14 protein-coding genes are annotated in these 15,697 nt (G+C 45.9%); 9 read left to right on the forward strand and 5 right to left on the reverse strand.

What is annotated here, in order from left to right:
• The first annotated feature begins 9 nt into the window (after positions 1–9).
• Genes GKZ87_08045 through GKZ87_08055 form a run of 3 tightly spaced genes read left to right on the forward strand, consistent with a single transcriptional unit; the run spans position 10 to position 3,962 of the window.
• The gene (locus GKZ87_08045) at positions 10–2,355 is read left to right on the forward strand and encodes a formate C-acetyltransferase/glycerol dehydratase family glycyl radical enzyme (GenBank protein ID QSI25433.1); all 2,346 of its coding nucleotides are present in this window, start codon (positions 10–12) and stop codon (positions 2,353–2,355) included.
• A complete protein-coding gene (locus tag GKZ87_08050) occupies positions 2,318–3,262 on the forward strand; it encodes a glycyl-radical enzyme activating protein (GenBank protein QSI25434.1) in 945 nt (314 codons plus the stop codon). Before GKZ87_08045 ends, GKZ87_08050 begins: the two co-directional genes overlap by 38 nt.
• A 22-nt stretch (positions 3,263–3,284) precedes the next feature.
• Complete coding sequence (locus GKZ87_08055) at positions 3,285–3,962, forward strand: fructose-6-phosphate aldolase (GenBank protein ID QSI25435.1); 678 nt, start codon at positions 3,285–3,287, stop codon at positions 3,960–3,962.
• 65 nt (positions 3,963–4,027) lie between these two features.
• On the opposite strand, the gene GKZ87_08060 is transcribed toward GKZ87_08055, so the two are convergent.
• Together GKZ87_08060 and GKZ87_08065 are read right to left on the reverse strand one after the other, a co-directional pair.
• Complete coding sequence (locus tag GKZ87_08060) at positions 4,028–4,885, reverse strand: NAD-binding protein (protein ID QSI25436.1); 858 nt, start codon at positions 4,883–4,885, stop codon at positions 4,028–4,030.
• A 37-nt stretch (positions 4,886–4,922) separates the two neighbouring features.
• A complete protein-coding gene (locus GKZ87_08065; protein ID QSI25437.1) occupies positions 4,923–5,816 on the reverse strand; it encodes a hypothetical protein in 894 nt (297 codons plus the stop codon).
• 106 nt (positions 5,817–5,922) lie between these two features.
• Here GKZ87_08065 and GKZ87_08070 point away from each other — a divergent pair, with 106 nt between their 5' ends.
• Entirely contained in the window at positions 5,923–7,116 is a 1,194-nt protein-coding gene (locus GKZ87_08070; protein QSI25438.1) for a cation diffusion facilitator family transporter, read from the forward strand.
• Positions 7,117–7,143: 27 nt separating this feature from the next.
• Here the strand turns inward: GKZ87_08070 and GKZ87_08075 are convergent, their stop codons facing one another.
• A complete protein-coding gene (locus tag GKZ87_08075; GenBank protein QSI25439.1) occupies positions 7,144–7,371 on the reverse strand; it encodes a hypothetical protein in 228 nt (75 codons plus the stop codon).
• A 171-nt stretch (positions 7,372–7,542) separates the two neighbouring features.
• Positions 7,543–9,060, reverse strand: coding sequence for a GntR family transcriptional regulator (locus tag GKZ87_08080; GenBank protein ID QSI25440.1), 1,518 nt, complete (start codon positions 9,058–9,060; stop codon positions 7,543–7,545).
• A 211-nt stretch (positions 9,061–9,271) separates the two neighbouring features.
• Between GKZ87_08080 and GKZ87_08085 the strand changes: the two genes are divergently transcribed.
• Together GKZ87_08085 and spo0A are read left to right on the forward strand one after the other, a co-directional pair.
• A complete protein-coding gene (locus GKZ87_08085; protein ID QSI25441.1) occupies positions 9,272–10,081 on the forward strand; it encodes a MerR family transcriptional regulator in 810 nt (269 codons plus the stop codon).
• A gap of 102 nt (positions 10,082–10,183) precedes the next feature.
• Positions 10,184–10,963, forward strand: coding sequence for a sporulation transcription factor Spo0A (gene spo0A / locus GKZ87_08090; protein ID QSI25442.1), 780 nt, complete (start codon positions 10,184–10,186; stop codon positions 10,961–10,963).
• Between the two features lie 92 nt (positions 10,964–11,055).
• Here spo0A and pgeF read toward each other — a convergent pair whose 3' ends face one another.
• On the reverse strand, positions 11,056–11,817 hold the full coding sequence (gene pgeF, locus GKZ87_08095; GenBank protein QSI25443.1) for a peptidoglycan editing factor PgeF: 762 nt from the start codon (positions 11,815–11,817) through the stop codon (positions 11,056–11,058).
• 357 nt (positions 11,818–12,174) lie between these two features.
• Between pgeF and hrcA the strand changes: the two genes are divergently transcribed.
• The 3 genes from hrcA to dnaK are packed head-to-tail and all read left to right on the forward strand — an operon-like array spanning position 12,175 to position 15,669.
• Complete coding sequence (hrcA, locus tag GKZ87_08100; protein QSI25444.1) at positions 12,175–13,191, forward strand: heat-inducible transcription repressor HrcA; 1,017 nt, start codon at positions 12,175–12,177, stop codon at positions 13,189–13,191.
• A 10-nt stretch (positions 13,192–13,201) separates the two neighbouring features.
• Positions 13,202–13,834 carry a nucleotide exchange factor GrpE gene (gene grpE, locus GKZ87_08105; GenBank protein QSI27917.1) on the forward strand — a complete coding sequence of 211 codons (633 nt, stop codon included), beginning with the start codon at positions 13,202–13,204 and terminating at the stop codon, positions 13,832–13,834.
• Positions 13,835–13,854: 20 nt separating this feature from the next.
• Positions 13,855–15,669 carry a molecular chaperone DnaK gene (dnaK, locus tag GKZ87_08110; GenBank protein ID QSI25445.1) on the forward strand — a complete coding sequence of 605 codons (1,815 nt, stop codon included), beginning with the start codon at positions 13,855–13,857 and terminating at the stop codon, positions 15,667–15,669.
• Positions 15,670–15,697 lie beyond the last annotated feature (28 nt).

The raw sequence follows: 15,697 nt of genomic DNA on the forward strand, positions 1-15,697 counted from the left end.
GTAGCTGTCATGGAATTAAAAAAAGCTGCGCGAATTGATTTGCTGAAGGACAGTATGCTGTCCCAGCCACGCTATGTCAGTATGGAGCAGGCAATGATTATCACAAGAACCTATCAGGAGCATGAACAGGAGCTTGTCATTTTAAAGCGGGCCCATGCTCTGCACAATGCCTTATGTGAGCTGGAAATCGGCATTGAGCCGCAGGAGCTGATTGTCGGTAACCGGACAAAGGGTGTCCGCTATGGGGTTGTTTTCCCGGAAAGCGGTATCTCCTGGGTGGATGAGGAACTGGAGACACTGCCAACACGCCCACAGGATAAATTCCTTGTACGTCCACAGGATATCCAAACCTTTCGTGAGGTTATCAAGCCATACTGGAAGGGAAAGTCCCTGGAGGATGTGCTGAAGCAGCGTTATGGTGAGGAAATCAGTGCGATTGCAACTGTTGTGAAAATCAATCAGAAGGACCATGCGCAGGGGCATATTTGTCCCAATGTAAAGGAATGGCTGGAAAAAGGACCTGCCGGTTTAAAGGAAGAAGCACAGCATCACCTGGCAGCGTGTACAAAAGAACAGCGTCCTTTTTATGAAAGCATTGTCCTTGTTATGGATGGGGTATGCAAATTCCTGATGCGCTATCACGATGAGCTGTACAGGGAAGCAAAAAAGCATGCGGAATGGAAGCAGGATATGGAAGAGGTTGCCCGGATTTGTAAAAGGCTTTCGATGCAGCCTGCCAAGACCTTTCATGAGGCAGTGCAGTCTTTATGGATTTTGTTTGTAGTACTGCATATGGAAAGCAATGCCTCTAGCTTCTCACCAGGACGTCTGGATGAAACCCTGTATCCTTATTATAAGAACGACCTGCAAGAGGGACGTATTGATGAACAGCGGGCGCTGGATATCATTGAATGCCTGTGGCTGAAATTTAATCAGATCGTCTATCTGCGCAATAAAAACAGCGCCAAATATTTTGCCGGCTTTCCCATCGGCTTTAATATCGCTGTGGGTGGACAGGATGAAAACGGAAACGATTTGTGCAATGAGCTGAGCTTTCTGTTTTTGAAGGCGCAGGAGCATATCGGATTGCCACAGCCGAATTTATCTGTACGCTTACACCGTCATAGCGGTGATGCGCTTTTAAAGCAGGCGGTGCGCGTTGTGGCAAAGGGAAGCGGTATGCCGCAGTTCTTTAACGATGAGGCGATTATTTCCGAAATGGAAAAGCTGGGCATTTCGCATAAGGATGCTATGGATTATGCCATTGTTGGCTGTGTCGAGCTGACAACGCAGGGAAATAATCTGGGCTGGAGCGATGCAGCAATGTTTAATTTGAATAAGGTGCTGGAGCTGACACTGCATCACGGGAAATGCCTGCTCAGCGGAAAGCAGCTCGGTCCGGATCTGGGTGGTCTGGATACCTACCGCAGCTATGAGGAGCTGGAAGCAGCCTTTGACGAGATGATCGATCATTTTATACAGCGTATGATTCCTGCCTGTGAGCAGGTGGAAAAGGCGCATATCGATATCCTTCCTTCTCCGTTTCTATCCAGTGTTATAGATGACTGTATGGAGCGCGGGTTGGATGTAACGCAGGGGGGCGCTCATTATAATCTGAGCGGTATTCAAATGATCCAGGTCGCAAACTTAGCAGATTCCCTGGCGGCTATCAAATGTATGGTATATGATAAGAAGTTCATAGCGCCAAAAGAACTGCAAGCTGCACTGGAGCACAACTTTGAGGGAAGTGAAATCCTGCGGCAGCGGTTATTGAACAAGGTGGACAAATACGGTAATGATGTGGAATGGGTGGATGCCTTGGGCGTCAAATGGGCGAGTGCATTCCGTGATAAGCTGCGCGCCTATACGAATTATCGCGGCGGGCCGTATCATACCGGCATGTATACGGTCAGTGCGCATGTTCCAATGGGGGAGCATGTTGGGGCGAGCGCAGATGGACGTCTGTCTATGACACCGCTTGCGGATGGAGGAATGTCCGCGGTTTATGGCAGGGATTTGCACGGTCCTACGGCGGTATTGAAATCGGTATCCCGTTTGTCCTGTGACTGTACGACAAACGGTGGTCTACTGAATATGAAATTTCTGCCTGAGTTTTTTCAAAATGAACAGGGGATCGATAAATTTGCGGGCTTCCTGCGTACCTTTGTCGATTTGAAGATACCACATATTCAGTTTAATGTCGTACGCAAAAAGGATCTGCTTGCGGCGCAGAAGCATCCGGAGCAGTACAGCTCCTTAACCGTGCGTGTGGCAGGCTATACAGCATATTTTGTGGAGCTGGCAAGAGAGCTGCAGAATGAAATCATCGCCAGAACAAGCTATGAAGGCATCTAGCGGCTGCGTATTTGATATCAAGCGCTTTGCGACGCATGATGGAGAGGGAATCCGTACGACGATCTTTCTGAAGGGCTGCCCGCTTCGCTGTGCCTGGTGTCAGAATCCGGAGGGGTTGAGCCCGAAGCCGCAGCTGCTGTATATGAAAAGCAAGTGTATGCGGTGCGGAAGCTGTGTTATTGCCGCAAAGCATGGCGGGGTAAGCATGAAGCATGACAATATCCGGCTACAGCGTAGTGCTTCTGAGGATTGGCAGCATATTCTGGAGCTGTGTCCCACTGGGGCACTGCGTTATGATGCAAAGGAGTATACCGTAGAGGAGCTGCTCAAAGAAATTCAAAAGGATGCACCCTTTTTCCGCTATGGCGGCGGAGTGACCCTATCCGGAGGAGAACCGCTGCTGCAGGACGACTTTGCCTGCAGGCTGTTACAGGCCTGTAAGGCGGAAGGAATTCATACGACGATGGAAACATCCCTGTATGTTTCCTTACCAAAGCTGCAGCGTGTGCTCCCTTATCTGGATCATATTTATGCAGATTTAAAAGTGTTTGACAGTGCAGTGCATAAAGCCTATACTGGAGTAGAGAATGCAGTAATTCTGGAAAATATCCGCTATCTGCTGCAGGATGAGAGCATGCGAAAGCGTGTGACGATACGTACGCCGCTGATTCCGGAAATGACAGCCCGCAGAGAAAACATCGCTGCCATTGCACGGTTTCTATCCGACTGCTATGCCGGTGTGCGGTATGAGCTTCTCAATTACAATCCGCTGGCAAAGGCAAAATACGACTATCTGGATATGGAGTATTGCTTTGCTGAGAATCCGAAATTGTATACGAAAGAAGAAATGGAGACATTCTATCAGATTGCCAGGGATCAGGGTATCCAAAATCTGATTATAGAATAAAAAAACGGGAGGACATAGAGAGATGAAAATTTTAATTGACAACGCAGACATTCAGGAAATTCAGAAGGCTTATGAGTATTTTCCGATTACAGGGGTTACCTGCAATCCGACGATACTGAAGAAAACGGGCAGAAATCCGTTTGAGGTGTTAAAGGAAATCCGTGCCTTTATCGGTGCGGATGCAGATTTGCATGTACAGGTCGTCAGTGCAAAGGCTGAGGATATGGTAGAGGAAGCGCATAAGATTCAGGAGGTTCTGGGTAAGAATACCTTTATCAAAATTCCGGTTGTCAAGGAAGGATTGAAGGCAATGAAGCTGTTACATGCAGAAGGGGCAAATATTACCGGAACTGCGATTTACAATCAGATGCAGGGCTATCTGGCAGGGATGGCCGGAGCTGCCTATGTGGCACCGTATGTAAACCGTATCGACAATCTCGGCTATAACGGTGTACAGGTTGCCAAGGATATTCATGATATGCTGAAGCATGCAGGCTTGAAAACAGAGGTTGTCGCTGCGAGCTTTAAAAATTCCCAGCAGGTTCTGGAGCTTGCCAAATACGGTCTTGGGGCAAGCACGATTGCGCCGGATGTGATTGAAGGGCTGATCAAAGTGGATGCTGCCGTTCTGGCAGTGGATGCGTTCACAAAGGATTTTGAGGAGCTGTGCGGACAAGGAAATACGATGCTGACTATCTAAAAATACAAAAGAATAGAAAAGAAAAGGTTTTCGCATAAACTGAAGCGAAAGCCTTTTTCGTATATTTATTCATAATAATGCACAAGTGCCTGTGTGCCGTTATTCTCCTCTCCAGCATTTGCCAGAGCCTCATACATATTGCAGACTGCCTCCAGCATGTCCAGATGGACACCCTGTTCCTCCATCTCCTGCTGTACGATGTGCATATCCTTAATGAAATGCTTAATATAAAAGCCGGGGGCAAAATCCTGATTCAGTACACGGGGAGCAGTATTGGTAATCTGCCAGCTTCCTGCCGCTCCGCCGGATATGGCAGCGAGCATTTTTTTCTCATCGAGACCAACAGCTCTTGCATAGACCAGCGCTTCACTCATCGCCGCAACAGCACCGGCTACGGCAATCTGGTTACAAGCCTTGGTATGCTGACCGCTTCCCGCAGGACCCATATAGTGGATTCCTTTACCCAGCAAAGAGAACACCGGAAGCATGCGTTTAAATACATCCGCATCCCCGCCTGCCATAATGGATAAAGTGGCATCCCGGGCACCGCTGTCCCCACCGGATACGGGGGCATCCAGCATCGCGAAGCCGCGTTCTTTAGCTACAGCTGCAAGTGTTTTGGCAAGTGCAGGGGAAGACGTGGTGAAATCAATGAGAACAGCATTGTGCTGAGCATGTGCAAAGATACCATCCTCTCCCTCATATACCTCCTTCACATCACTGGGATATCCGACCATGGTACAGACAAGCTCCGCATCCTTCACGCATTCCCGAATTGTCCGTGTAATTAGAATTCCCTGTTCCTTTAGCGGTTCCGCCTTTTCATATGTCCGATTATAGGCGCTTACCGTATGTCCGCCCTTATGCAGATTCAGCAGCATACTCTTTCCCATAACACCGCATCCAATCCAAGCAATCTTCATAATGTCACCTTCCTTTTATCCTTATTATACAGGAAGTTTACAGAAACTGCACGCATACGATAAGCAAAGCCACAGACAAAAGTCCCTGCGCGATGCGAAACAGGAGAAAAACGGAATAGCGCAATCGCACATGCTCTACCATGCTCATGATCTGCATATGTACACAGAATCCGGCGAAGCCCAGCAGAAAGCAGGTGAGAAGCAGCTTTTGCAGGGGAATGAGCTCTGCGCCGTGAATGAGAACGATGCCGCTGGAAAATTCCGCAAGACTGGAAACGATGAAGGAGAAGGAAGGCGGCAGGAAAGAAAATAAAACCGTTGTAATAGTCATAAACAGCATCAGATAACCGCCAATCATATACAGTGAAATGCCACTCTCAGTAATGGCGCTGCTGAGGTTATGCATAAAGGAGGAGGATGAGGATACAGTCTGAATCCGGGTGTGAATCCTATGCCGGCGCGTAAACAGCAGCAACAGCAGCCCGCTGAGCAGCTGCAGTGCAAACAGCAGAATTCCAATCATCAGTGATTGAAAAAAAACGATACCGCATGACAGGATGACAAAGCCCGGTGTTGGAAAGCAGCAGCAATAGATCAGTCTGCGTGCATCCTGTTCCTGCAGGACACCATCCGCCACCGCTTCATCCACAAAAACAGAACCGGTGGGAAAACCGAGAAACATGGAACATAAAACAAGCCCCCATGCACCATGGTCAAGCCCAAGCAGTGCGGCTAGGCCAAAGGAAGGCAGATGATCAAAAGCCTGTTCCTTATATAACAGACGTACCAGCACCATGGAGATAAGCATTGAGGGTACCAGCTTTTCAAACCAGATAGAAAGAGCATTCTGTGCACTTTGCAGCGTCAGTGTACCAAAACAGAGGGTTAGAAGAAATACAGCGAAAAGAAGAAGACTTGTGAATTTTTTCATGGTATCACCGCTATACTATATGATGAAACGAAAACTTTCATGTAAAACTTTCCCATTTTGGCAAAATATGATAAACTAAATATTTAGAAAAGAATTGGGTGATAGAATGATAAATTATCTTGCGAAAAAAATGATACAGGACTATCAGGATACAGAAAAGCCTGCTGTGCGCAAGGCGTATGGAAATCTTACAAGCACGGTTGGAATTGCAAATAACATACTTTTGTTTGTGTTTAAATTTGTGGCCGGGACACTGGCGCACAGTGTTTCTATTACAGCAGATGCGGTCAATAACCTTTCCGATGCGGGAAGCTCTGTGATTTCTTTGCTCAGCTTCAAGCTGTCCAGCAAGCCTGCGGATGAAAAGCATCCGTTCGGTCATGCACGGTATGAATGTATCGCCTCTATGATTGTGGCGGTGGCAATCCTCCTGCTGGGATTTGAGCTGATTCGTACAAGCTTCTCTAAAATCCTGCATCCGGAAGCGATTGCGTTTAGCTGGCTCAGTGTTGTAATCCTGCTGTTTTCCATTTCGGTAAAGCTCTGGATGTACAGCTATAATAAAAAGTATGGCAGGCTGTTGAAATCCAGCATCATGGAGGCTACGGCCGCAGATTCCATCAGTGATGTCATGGCAACCGGTGCCGTGCTGTTGTCAACACTGCTCTCTCCACTTTTACATTTCAATTTAGATGGATATATGGGGGTTGTTGTCGCTTTCTTTATTCTGATGACAGGAGGCGGTATTATCAAATCTGCACTTGACGAGCTGCTGGGGCAGGCACCGGATGAGTCTCTTGTCAAACAGATTCAGGAAAAAATCAACAGCTACGACGGCGTGCTTGGAATGCATGATCTTGTGATTCACGATTATGGCGCACATCGTACGTTTGCTTCCGTGCATGTTGAGGTTGACTGCAGGGAGGATATTCTGAAATCACATGATATGATTGATAATATCGAACGTGATTTTCAGGAGAATATGGGACTGGAGATGGTGATTCATATGGACCCTATCGATATCGATGATCCGCTGACCAATGAGCTTCGAACGTTAACGGCAGAGGTTGTCAGGGAAATTGACGAGGATCTGAGTATGCATGATTTCCGTATCGTCCCAGGAGAAACACATACCAATATGATATTTGATGTAGTGGTTCCCTTCCATATTAAGATGAGTAATCAGCAGATACTAGATAAGCTTGCACAGCTGATTGAAGAGCGCAAGGGAGATCATTATTATCTCGTCGTGACCTTTGATCGTGCTTATACGACACATCACAAGGAGGAAGCAGCGTAGCAAACGGTATTAGGGAAGCCGCTGTATTTATGTTTTCAAAAGCAAACCAATAATCACTTGCAGAATGTTCCCTATCAGTGTTTGTGTTACAAAGATGCATAAAAAAGCAGAGCCTGTTTTAGGCGGCTGCTGAAAAAAAGACGATTTCCAGTATCGTCTTTTTTTGATTCTATTAGAAAAAGCTGTTGGAAAAACAGGTTCTTTCTCTGCTCTGGGTATATGAGAATCATGAAATACAAAATAATCAATGTTCATCAATCCTTTTGTATCTCATATTCCTTCCTTGTACCTTAAAGTGAGAAAGAACCGAAAAACAAGCTGGTCTTTTTCACTTTCCTTAAAAGTAATTGCTCTTATGGGATAAGCAATCTATATATCATCATATTCAGCAGTCCTGCGTTTTGCTTTTTTGTTGAGTATGCGCATTCAGCATTTTTGTTTTCTATCCGGCAATTTGCATGATGCCGCATTTTGCACAGGCTTTTTTGTCTCCCGCAGCGGCAGTAGTTCAAGAGGGGGCAGACATATTGCACTGCACTGTGTAATACCGATGCGTTTTGCACAGGATTTCATGATGCTAAACAAGCGTTCGTATACATGCTGAACAGCTTTGCAGTACCCAAGTGCATCATGTGCAAGAAGCATGGACACTGCGGCTTCACAATACCCGTAAAATTCATCGACACAGGCTTCATCCAGATGCAACAGCGTGAAATAATAGCCCCAGGATAAGACGCTGCGAAACTCATAGAGAACCTGCTTCAGATTCCCGTTAGGCAATACGTTTAACAAAGCATTCAGAAATCCGACACCGTCATAATGCCGCTGTCGTAACCGCTCCTCCATAATAGGAGCGAGTACGAGCAGCTGTTCGAAGTATTCCAAGCTGCAGCGTGCAATCGTCATCGTGATAAACTGAATGGCCCCCATAAACTGCAGGGCATCACGGATCATGGTACTGTCCTTTACACATGCCTGCGCTGTTCCATTATGTAGCTGGATACGTGTTCCCAGACCGTTATACGTCTTTGCCAGTCCGATATCATTTAGCTGCTTCAATACCTTTCGTATCGTTGCATAGGATACATGATAGGTTTTTGAGAGCTGTTCAATCGGCGGGAGAAGCTGCTGATCGCAATATGCCCTGCTTGCGATACCGCGGATTATATCACGGAAAACAATCGTATAAACATAATCATGCGCATGCTTTGGACGCCAGGCGAAGGGCTCGGCCTCCAGGTGCTCCTTGTGTGTGTCTGCGGCAAGCTGTAAGGTATACTCCTGAATGCGCTGCATGGTATAGCAGATCGTATGATAGTAAAAATCATAGACAAACTGCCTGTCTTTCTTAGAAAAAGCGGTAAGCAGAAGCTTGTAATCGTGTTTTAAGACACCGCGATAGGTAGAAAATAGATCAGTATGATAGAGGAGGGGGTATTCGATATAGGAAAAGGTGGAGAGGTACAAGTCAAGAATCATATCATTGTGATAGCGCTGTAACAGATATACGTTAAAATCGCGAATGAGCATTCTGCGCTTATCCGGATTTTTATCATCCAGCTTATCCAGCATAGCATGCAGCTGAAGCAGATGCTCCTCCTCAAGCAAATCACATAGACCGCTGCATAGTGGCGGCAGACAGAGGCGCATGCTTTCTAATACATCAAGCATTTGTCTGTTGGCCTGCAGAATATACTGATCGGTTTGTTCATCCTTTGCCCTTGATGGCTCCCATATCACCTGTGCCCGCTTTCGCTCCTGCAGACGGATGTAGCCCTCATCTCGCATGGTACGCAATACACTGCGTACAGTCCGGATACCAACCTGATGCGTACTGCATAGCTGCTTTGCGGATGGAAGACGACTTCCGTAGGGAAGCCGCCTTGTAATGATCAGTGATGTGAGCGAAGCATACAGACTGCTGTAGTATGTTTGTCCTTTCAAGATGGAACCTCCCCAAGCGAATGCAAAATATATCCTAAGTATAGCATGGAAAATAAACGGCAGGCAATCATTCTAAAGAGAAATTACAAATTGGGTTGCATACAACACAAAAGTATACTAAAATAGAAACTACCTATATGCATACGTATGCAGATTCGGATGGGAAAGAGAATTGTTTGTGAAGACCAGAGAAAAGGGAGGAGATTTTTTTATGTATAAGATCGGTGAGGCTGCCAGACTGCTGGGTCTCAGTACGGAAGCCCTGCGCTATTACGAACGTAAGGGGCTGATTGTGCCGCATAAGGACAGCATATCCAATTACCGCTATTTCGATGCTTCACAAATCAATCATCTTCTGAATATGCAGAAATATCAGAAGATGGGCTTCACGCTGTATGAGCTGATGGATCTGTTTGAAAACAGTGAAAACGCCGTATTTCTGGAGCTTATGGAACAAAAGGAAAAGGAGCTGCTGCAGGAAAGCGTAGCTATGAGTCTGCGGCTTCACAGCATTCATCTGTCTATGGAATGCATAGCTTTGGCTGCACAGGCTCAGCAGACGATTCAGTTTGTAAAGCGGCCTGCCCTGTATCGCATCTCCTATATGCAGGATGATGTGATATTGTCAGATGATGCGGCATTGAACAGTGAACTGAAGCAATGGTCAAAAAGCAGCGAGCTGCAGTTTTTGAGTGCCCGTATATGTGATGAGGATTTCCTAAATAGCAGGGAGCGCTTTGATTACGGCTTTTGTATGTATCGGGATATCGGTAATTTTATCGGGATTCAGGAAAATGAGGTTGTAGAGTACTATGAGGAATGTCCCGCACTTGCGTATTGCTTTGAAGCAGATGCACAGCATTCTATTCTGCAGGAAAAGGATAAGCTGATACATTTCATGGCAGAGAATGGTCTCAGGCTAAACGGGGATATTCTTTCGCAGGTGCTTTATAGTGCCTGTGCAGACCATCATTACCAGATGCGGCATATGGTCTGGATACCGTATCTGCAAGTAGTATAAAATTATTTAATGTTTTTCTTAAAAATATTTAATAAACTATTGACTCTAAAAATACTTTAGGGTTTATGATAACTCCTGCCTAGGTAGTTGGAGGAATGAAAGATGAAGAGCTTGATTTTTTTAGTAGATGAGAATAAAAGTCAATTGTCTGCTTTAGAAAGGGCCATTTCTTCCGTTGAGGAATTTGAATTGGCCGGAATGACAAGCGATGGTGAGGATTGTATCCGACAACTGGAGGGGAAGCATATACATGTTCTGGTGTTGGACATGATCCTGCCTAAGAAAGATGGATTTTATGTTTTGGAGGAAATACGGAGCAGACGAATGGAAGTAGATCACATCATCTGTATTTCTTCGTATCTGAGTGAAATGATTCTTTCTGAGTTCAACCGCTATTGTGTCGACTACATTATGATGAAGCCCTATGAAATCCCTGATTTGATTCGCAAGATTCATTTTATCAGGAACTATCAGCCGGATTATTCACTGAATGATCAGCTGCAGAAAACGCTGGGGCGCAGTCAGAATCAGCATTTGGAGGGAACGATTACACAGCTGCTGCATGAGCTTGGCGTTCCTGCGAACCTAAAGGGTTACCAGTATCTGCGCTGTGCAATTATGCAGACATACCGTGATATGGATTTGCTCGGCAAGGTAACCAAAACATTATATCCAAAGATTGCAATGGAATTTCAAACAACTCCATCCCGTGTGGAGCGGGGAATCCGTCATGCAATCGAAGTTGCCTGGAATCGTGGCAATGCCCATGTCATACATAAGATTTTCGGCTATACGATTTCCATGGAACGCAGCAAACCTACCAATTCGGAATTTATTGCAATGCTGTCAGACAAAATCCATATGGAGGAAACTCATGGCTGATTACACAGCAGGCATCCGGAAATAAAAAAAGACGGACATCTGTCAGAGCTGTTCTTAGAAGCATATCTGACACGCCGTCTTTTTTGTATTGCTTATTTACGCATGATGAAGCTGAGATGTCTTCCGCATGCATGATCTCTGCGGTAGCTGAAAAATGCATCGTTTTTCTGATAGGTATCGTTTGGATTGACAATGATATGATCACGCTCTACACCAAGGTCAAGCAGCATCTGCAGATTCAAGCCCTTATTGTCCGCAAGTGCCTTGCCATTTGGAAGCAGTGTCAGATAAGGCGCTGTATCAAAGCTCATTGCCTGTATACGGGCTATCACATCCTCACCGATTTCAAAGCTGCGATGAGCAATAGCAGGGCCAATATAGGCCATCAGGTGATTGGGGTTGACCTGTTCCTTTTGTATCAGCAGCTCTACGCATTTGCGTGTAATTTCCTGTACGGTACCCTGCCAGCCGCTATGAATGGCTGCGATGATTCCGGTAAATGGATCGTATAGCAGAACAGGAACACAATCAGCATGAAAAATACCGATCGCAAGATTTTTTTCCTTGGTATAAAGAGCATCACAATTCGGGATGCCATCCTCAAACCGGATGCTTCCTCTACCGGCATCCACTTTTGTTACCTCCTGTATGTGATCTGAATGGGTCTGCATCGCAAATGTCCATTGTGATGGTTGGATGCCCAGTACCTCGGATAAAGCGGCACGGTTGTTTAAGACAGTTTCTTGATCCTGACACGCATGCAGTGCCATATTGTTGTTTTCCGGCAGGGATGGATCGCGCAGCGTTGTGCCTGCCAGTATTTCATCTTCGTATTTCCATTGTATATTGTTCATATGATTCTTCCTTCTTTCCTATATATTTATAGTATATGTGCAAATAAGATGGTTTGCCCTGTGAAAAGTATATAGTATAGGATACGCTTTTGGCAATCCATTTGCGTACAACATGTTCGTTTTCTTTGTGGCATGGAGAAGAAAAACTGATTATGATATAGGCGCTATGCTATGCCTGTGATGAAGAAGTGCAATCAAAGCAGGAAAAGGACAGCGGATTATTCTGTATGTGTCCTAGACATGTTGATTTTACCTAAAATAATTTATGATTTTAGCACTAAAGTGTTGACAGTGCTAAAATATTGGAATATACTATTAGCAGACATAGAGGTTGAGTGCTAGAAAGGAGTGAACCATATGCTGACAAAGCGCCAGACGGCGATCTTTAAAACGATTGTAGATGAGTTCACTCGGACAGCCGAGCCTGTCGGTTCCAAGAAGCTGATGGATCTGTTGGACTTCAACTGTTCCAGTGCGACCATACGCAATGAAATGGCTGCGCTTGAGGAGTTGGGCCTGCTGGAAAAAACACATACCTCCAGCGGACGTATTCCAAGCAGTCAGGGATATCGGTTCTATGTTGAAAACCTGATGGAGAGGGAGCTGGATGACGGTGTCAAAAATTCCCTGCAGGCCGTATTTCAGGAGCGTCATTATTCCATGGATGAAATCGTAAAGAAAAGCTGCGATATTCTATCCCAGATGACCTCGCTGACCTCTGTGGTGCTGGGACCGGAAAGCCGCTACCAGACATTGCAGCACATACAGCTGTTTCCTCTTAGTGAGACCAGTGCGGTTGCAGTCTTCATCACCGATCACGGACATACGGAGAACAAGACATTTCACTTCAACACAGCCGTGAGTGTTGAGGATATCAAAACCTGCTGTAATCTGTTGAATGACAAGCTGAGTGGTACGCCAATCAATGAGGTTGTTGAGCGTATGCAGCAGATTGAGCCTTTATTGGCAAGCCATATTGCCCGTCACGAGGTACTGTTTGAAGCCTTCGTAAATGCATTCATGCGGTTTGCAACCGACCATGTTTATTGCAGCGGACAGAGCAATATGCTGTATCAGCCAGAGTTCGCAGATATAGAAAAGCTGAGAGAGCTCATGAAAATGCTGGAGGACAGCAGCCTGTTTCGCCAGCTGGCGAATCACGAGGGTGATGTTGCCATTGAAATTGGCGGTGACAATGAGTTGATTCAGGTCAATAATGTTGCCGTGGTATCCAGCAAGTTCAAGCTGAACGAGGATGAAGAAGGGGAACTGATGATCGTGGGGCCTACCCGCATGCAGTACAGCCGAGTCGTTGCCCTAATGGAATATATGAGCAAAGTAATCGAGGATTTATACAAAAATGAAAATCGATAAGGAGGTCATCATGCAGGAAGAAAAAGAACATGTGAGTGAAGAAACAAAGGATGCCGTACAAAGCGAGGATGTGAAGACGGCTGAGACTGCTGAACAGGCAGTGCAGAAGGAAACAAAGGAAGAAAAGAAGGAAGCGGAAAAGGAAGATAAAAAATCCGCTAAATTCGGTAAGAAGAAAAAAATTGAAGAGCTGGAAGAAGAAATCGTAAAGCTGAAGGAAGAAGCAGCGGCTAATAAAAATGCCTATTTCAAGGCATATGCGGATACGGAAAATCTGAAAAAGCGTCTGCAGGCGGAAAGTGACAATGTTCGCAAGTACCGCATTCAAAGCTTTGCGATGGAAATCCTGCCGGTGCTGGATAATCTGGAGCGTGCGCTGGATGTTAAGGTCGATGATCAAAACATCAAAAATTACGCCAAGGGCTTTGAAATGATTTACCAGCAGCTGGTACACATTCTTGATAAAGAGGGTGTAAAGGAAATTGAGGCGCTGGATAAGCCGTTTGATCCGAATTACCACCAGGCTCTGATGCAGGAGGCAAAGGAAGGCGTGGAAAGCGGCATGGTCATTGAAGTCCTGCAAAAGGGATATATGCTGAAGGATCGCGTATTACGTGCAACACTTGTAAAGGTTAGCGAATAGATAAAAGGAGGATAACGATTATGAGTAAAATTATTGGTATTGACTTAGGAACAACAAACAGCTGTGTGTCCGTTATGGACGGTGGTGAATGCAAGGTCATCACAAATCCGGAAGGAAACCGTACAACACCATCTGTTGTCGCATACAAAAACGGAGAACGTATCGTCGGTGATGCTGCAAAGCGTCAGGTCGTTACAAACAAAAATACAGTTAGCTCTATCAAGCGTCTGATGGGTACCAATGAAAAGGTTGAATTGGAGGGCAAGCAGTATACACCGCAGGAGGTCAGTGCAATGATCCTGCAGTATCTGAAATCCTATGCAGAGGATTACCTTGGAGAAAAGGTGGAAAAAGCAGTTATCACAGTACCTGCATATTTCAATGATGCACAGCGTCAGGCTACTAAGGACGCAGGAAAGATTGCCGGTCTGGAGGTAGAGCGTATCATCAACGAGCCGACTGCAGCTGCACTTGCTTACGGTATTGATAAAACAGAAAAGGAACAGAAGGTTCTGGTATATGACTTAGGTGGAGGTACATTCGACGTTTCTATCCTGGAGTTGGCTGATGGAACATTTGAGGTACTGTCTACAAACGGTGATACCCGTCTGGGTGGTGATGATTTCGATAACATCGTCGTTGACTGGATGGTGGATACCTTCAAGAAGGAAAACGGTGTAGACCTGCGTAAGGATACGATGGCTATGCAGCGTTTGAAGGAAGCTGGAGAAAAAGCGAAGAAGGATCTGAGTGGTATGGTTCAGACACAGATTTCCCTGCCATTTATCTCTGCTGGAGCTGATGGACCTCTGCACTTTGAAGCTACACTGACTCGTGCAAAATTCGATGAAATGACAAAATCCTTAGTTGACCGTACCATGGAGCCGGTAAGAAATGCCCTGCGTGATGCTGGTTTAACAAAGAACGATATTCACCAGGTACTGTTAGTAGGTGGATCTACCCGTATCCCTGCTGTACAGGAAGCGGTTAAGAGCGTACTTGGTAAGGAACCAAATAAATCTGTAAACCCGGATGAGGTTGTTGCTATGGGTGCTGCTATTCAGGGTGGTGTTATCGCCGGTGATGTAAAGGACGTACTGCTGCTGGATGTTACACCGTTAAGCCTTGGTATCGAGACGATGGGCGGTGTTATGACCGTGCTGATTCCTCGAAACACTACTATTCCAACAAGCAAATCCCAGGTGTTCTCAACTGCTGCCGACAACCAGCCTGCTGTAGACATCCGTGTTCTGCAGGGTGAGCGTCCAATGGCAAATGATAACAAGGAGCTTGGTATGTTCAAGCTGGACGGTATTGCTCCAGCTCGCCGCGGTGTGCCACAGATTGAAGTTACCTTCGATATTGACGTAAATGGTATTGTTCATGTATCTGCAAAGGATAAGGGTACCGGTAAGGAACAGTCCATTACGATTCAGAATACAAGCGGATTAAGCGATGAAGAAATCGACCGTATGGTTCGTGAGGCTGAGGAACACAAGGCTGAGGACGAAAAACGTAAGGAAGAAATCGACCTGCGCAATCGTGCAGAGGGCTTCATTGCTCAGATTGACTCCATGCTGGCTGACAACGGAGATAAGATCGATGCTAAGCAGAAGGAAGAAACACAGAAGCTGCGTGACGATCTGCAGAAATCTCTGGATGAAAACGACATGGATGCTGTAAAAGAAAAACTGGAAGCACTGGAGAAGGCTGCTCAGGCGGCAAGTGCTCAGATGTATCAGCAGCAGAGTGCTGACCCGAATGCAGGAGCAGGTGCAAACAACGCAAACAACGATGATAACGTTGTAGACGCTGAATTTGAAGAAAAGAAGTAAGAAAACGAAACGACTACAATTCCTAGTG

It is taken from the genome of Erysipelotrichaceae bacterium 66202529, assembly GCA_017161075.1.
Taxonomy (GTDB): Bacteria; Bacillota_I; Bacilli_A; order Erysipelotrichales; family Erysipelotrichaceae; genus Clostridium_AQ.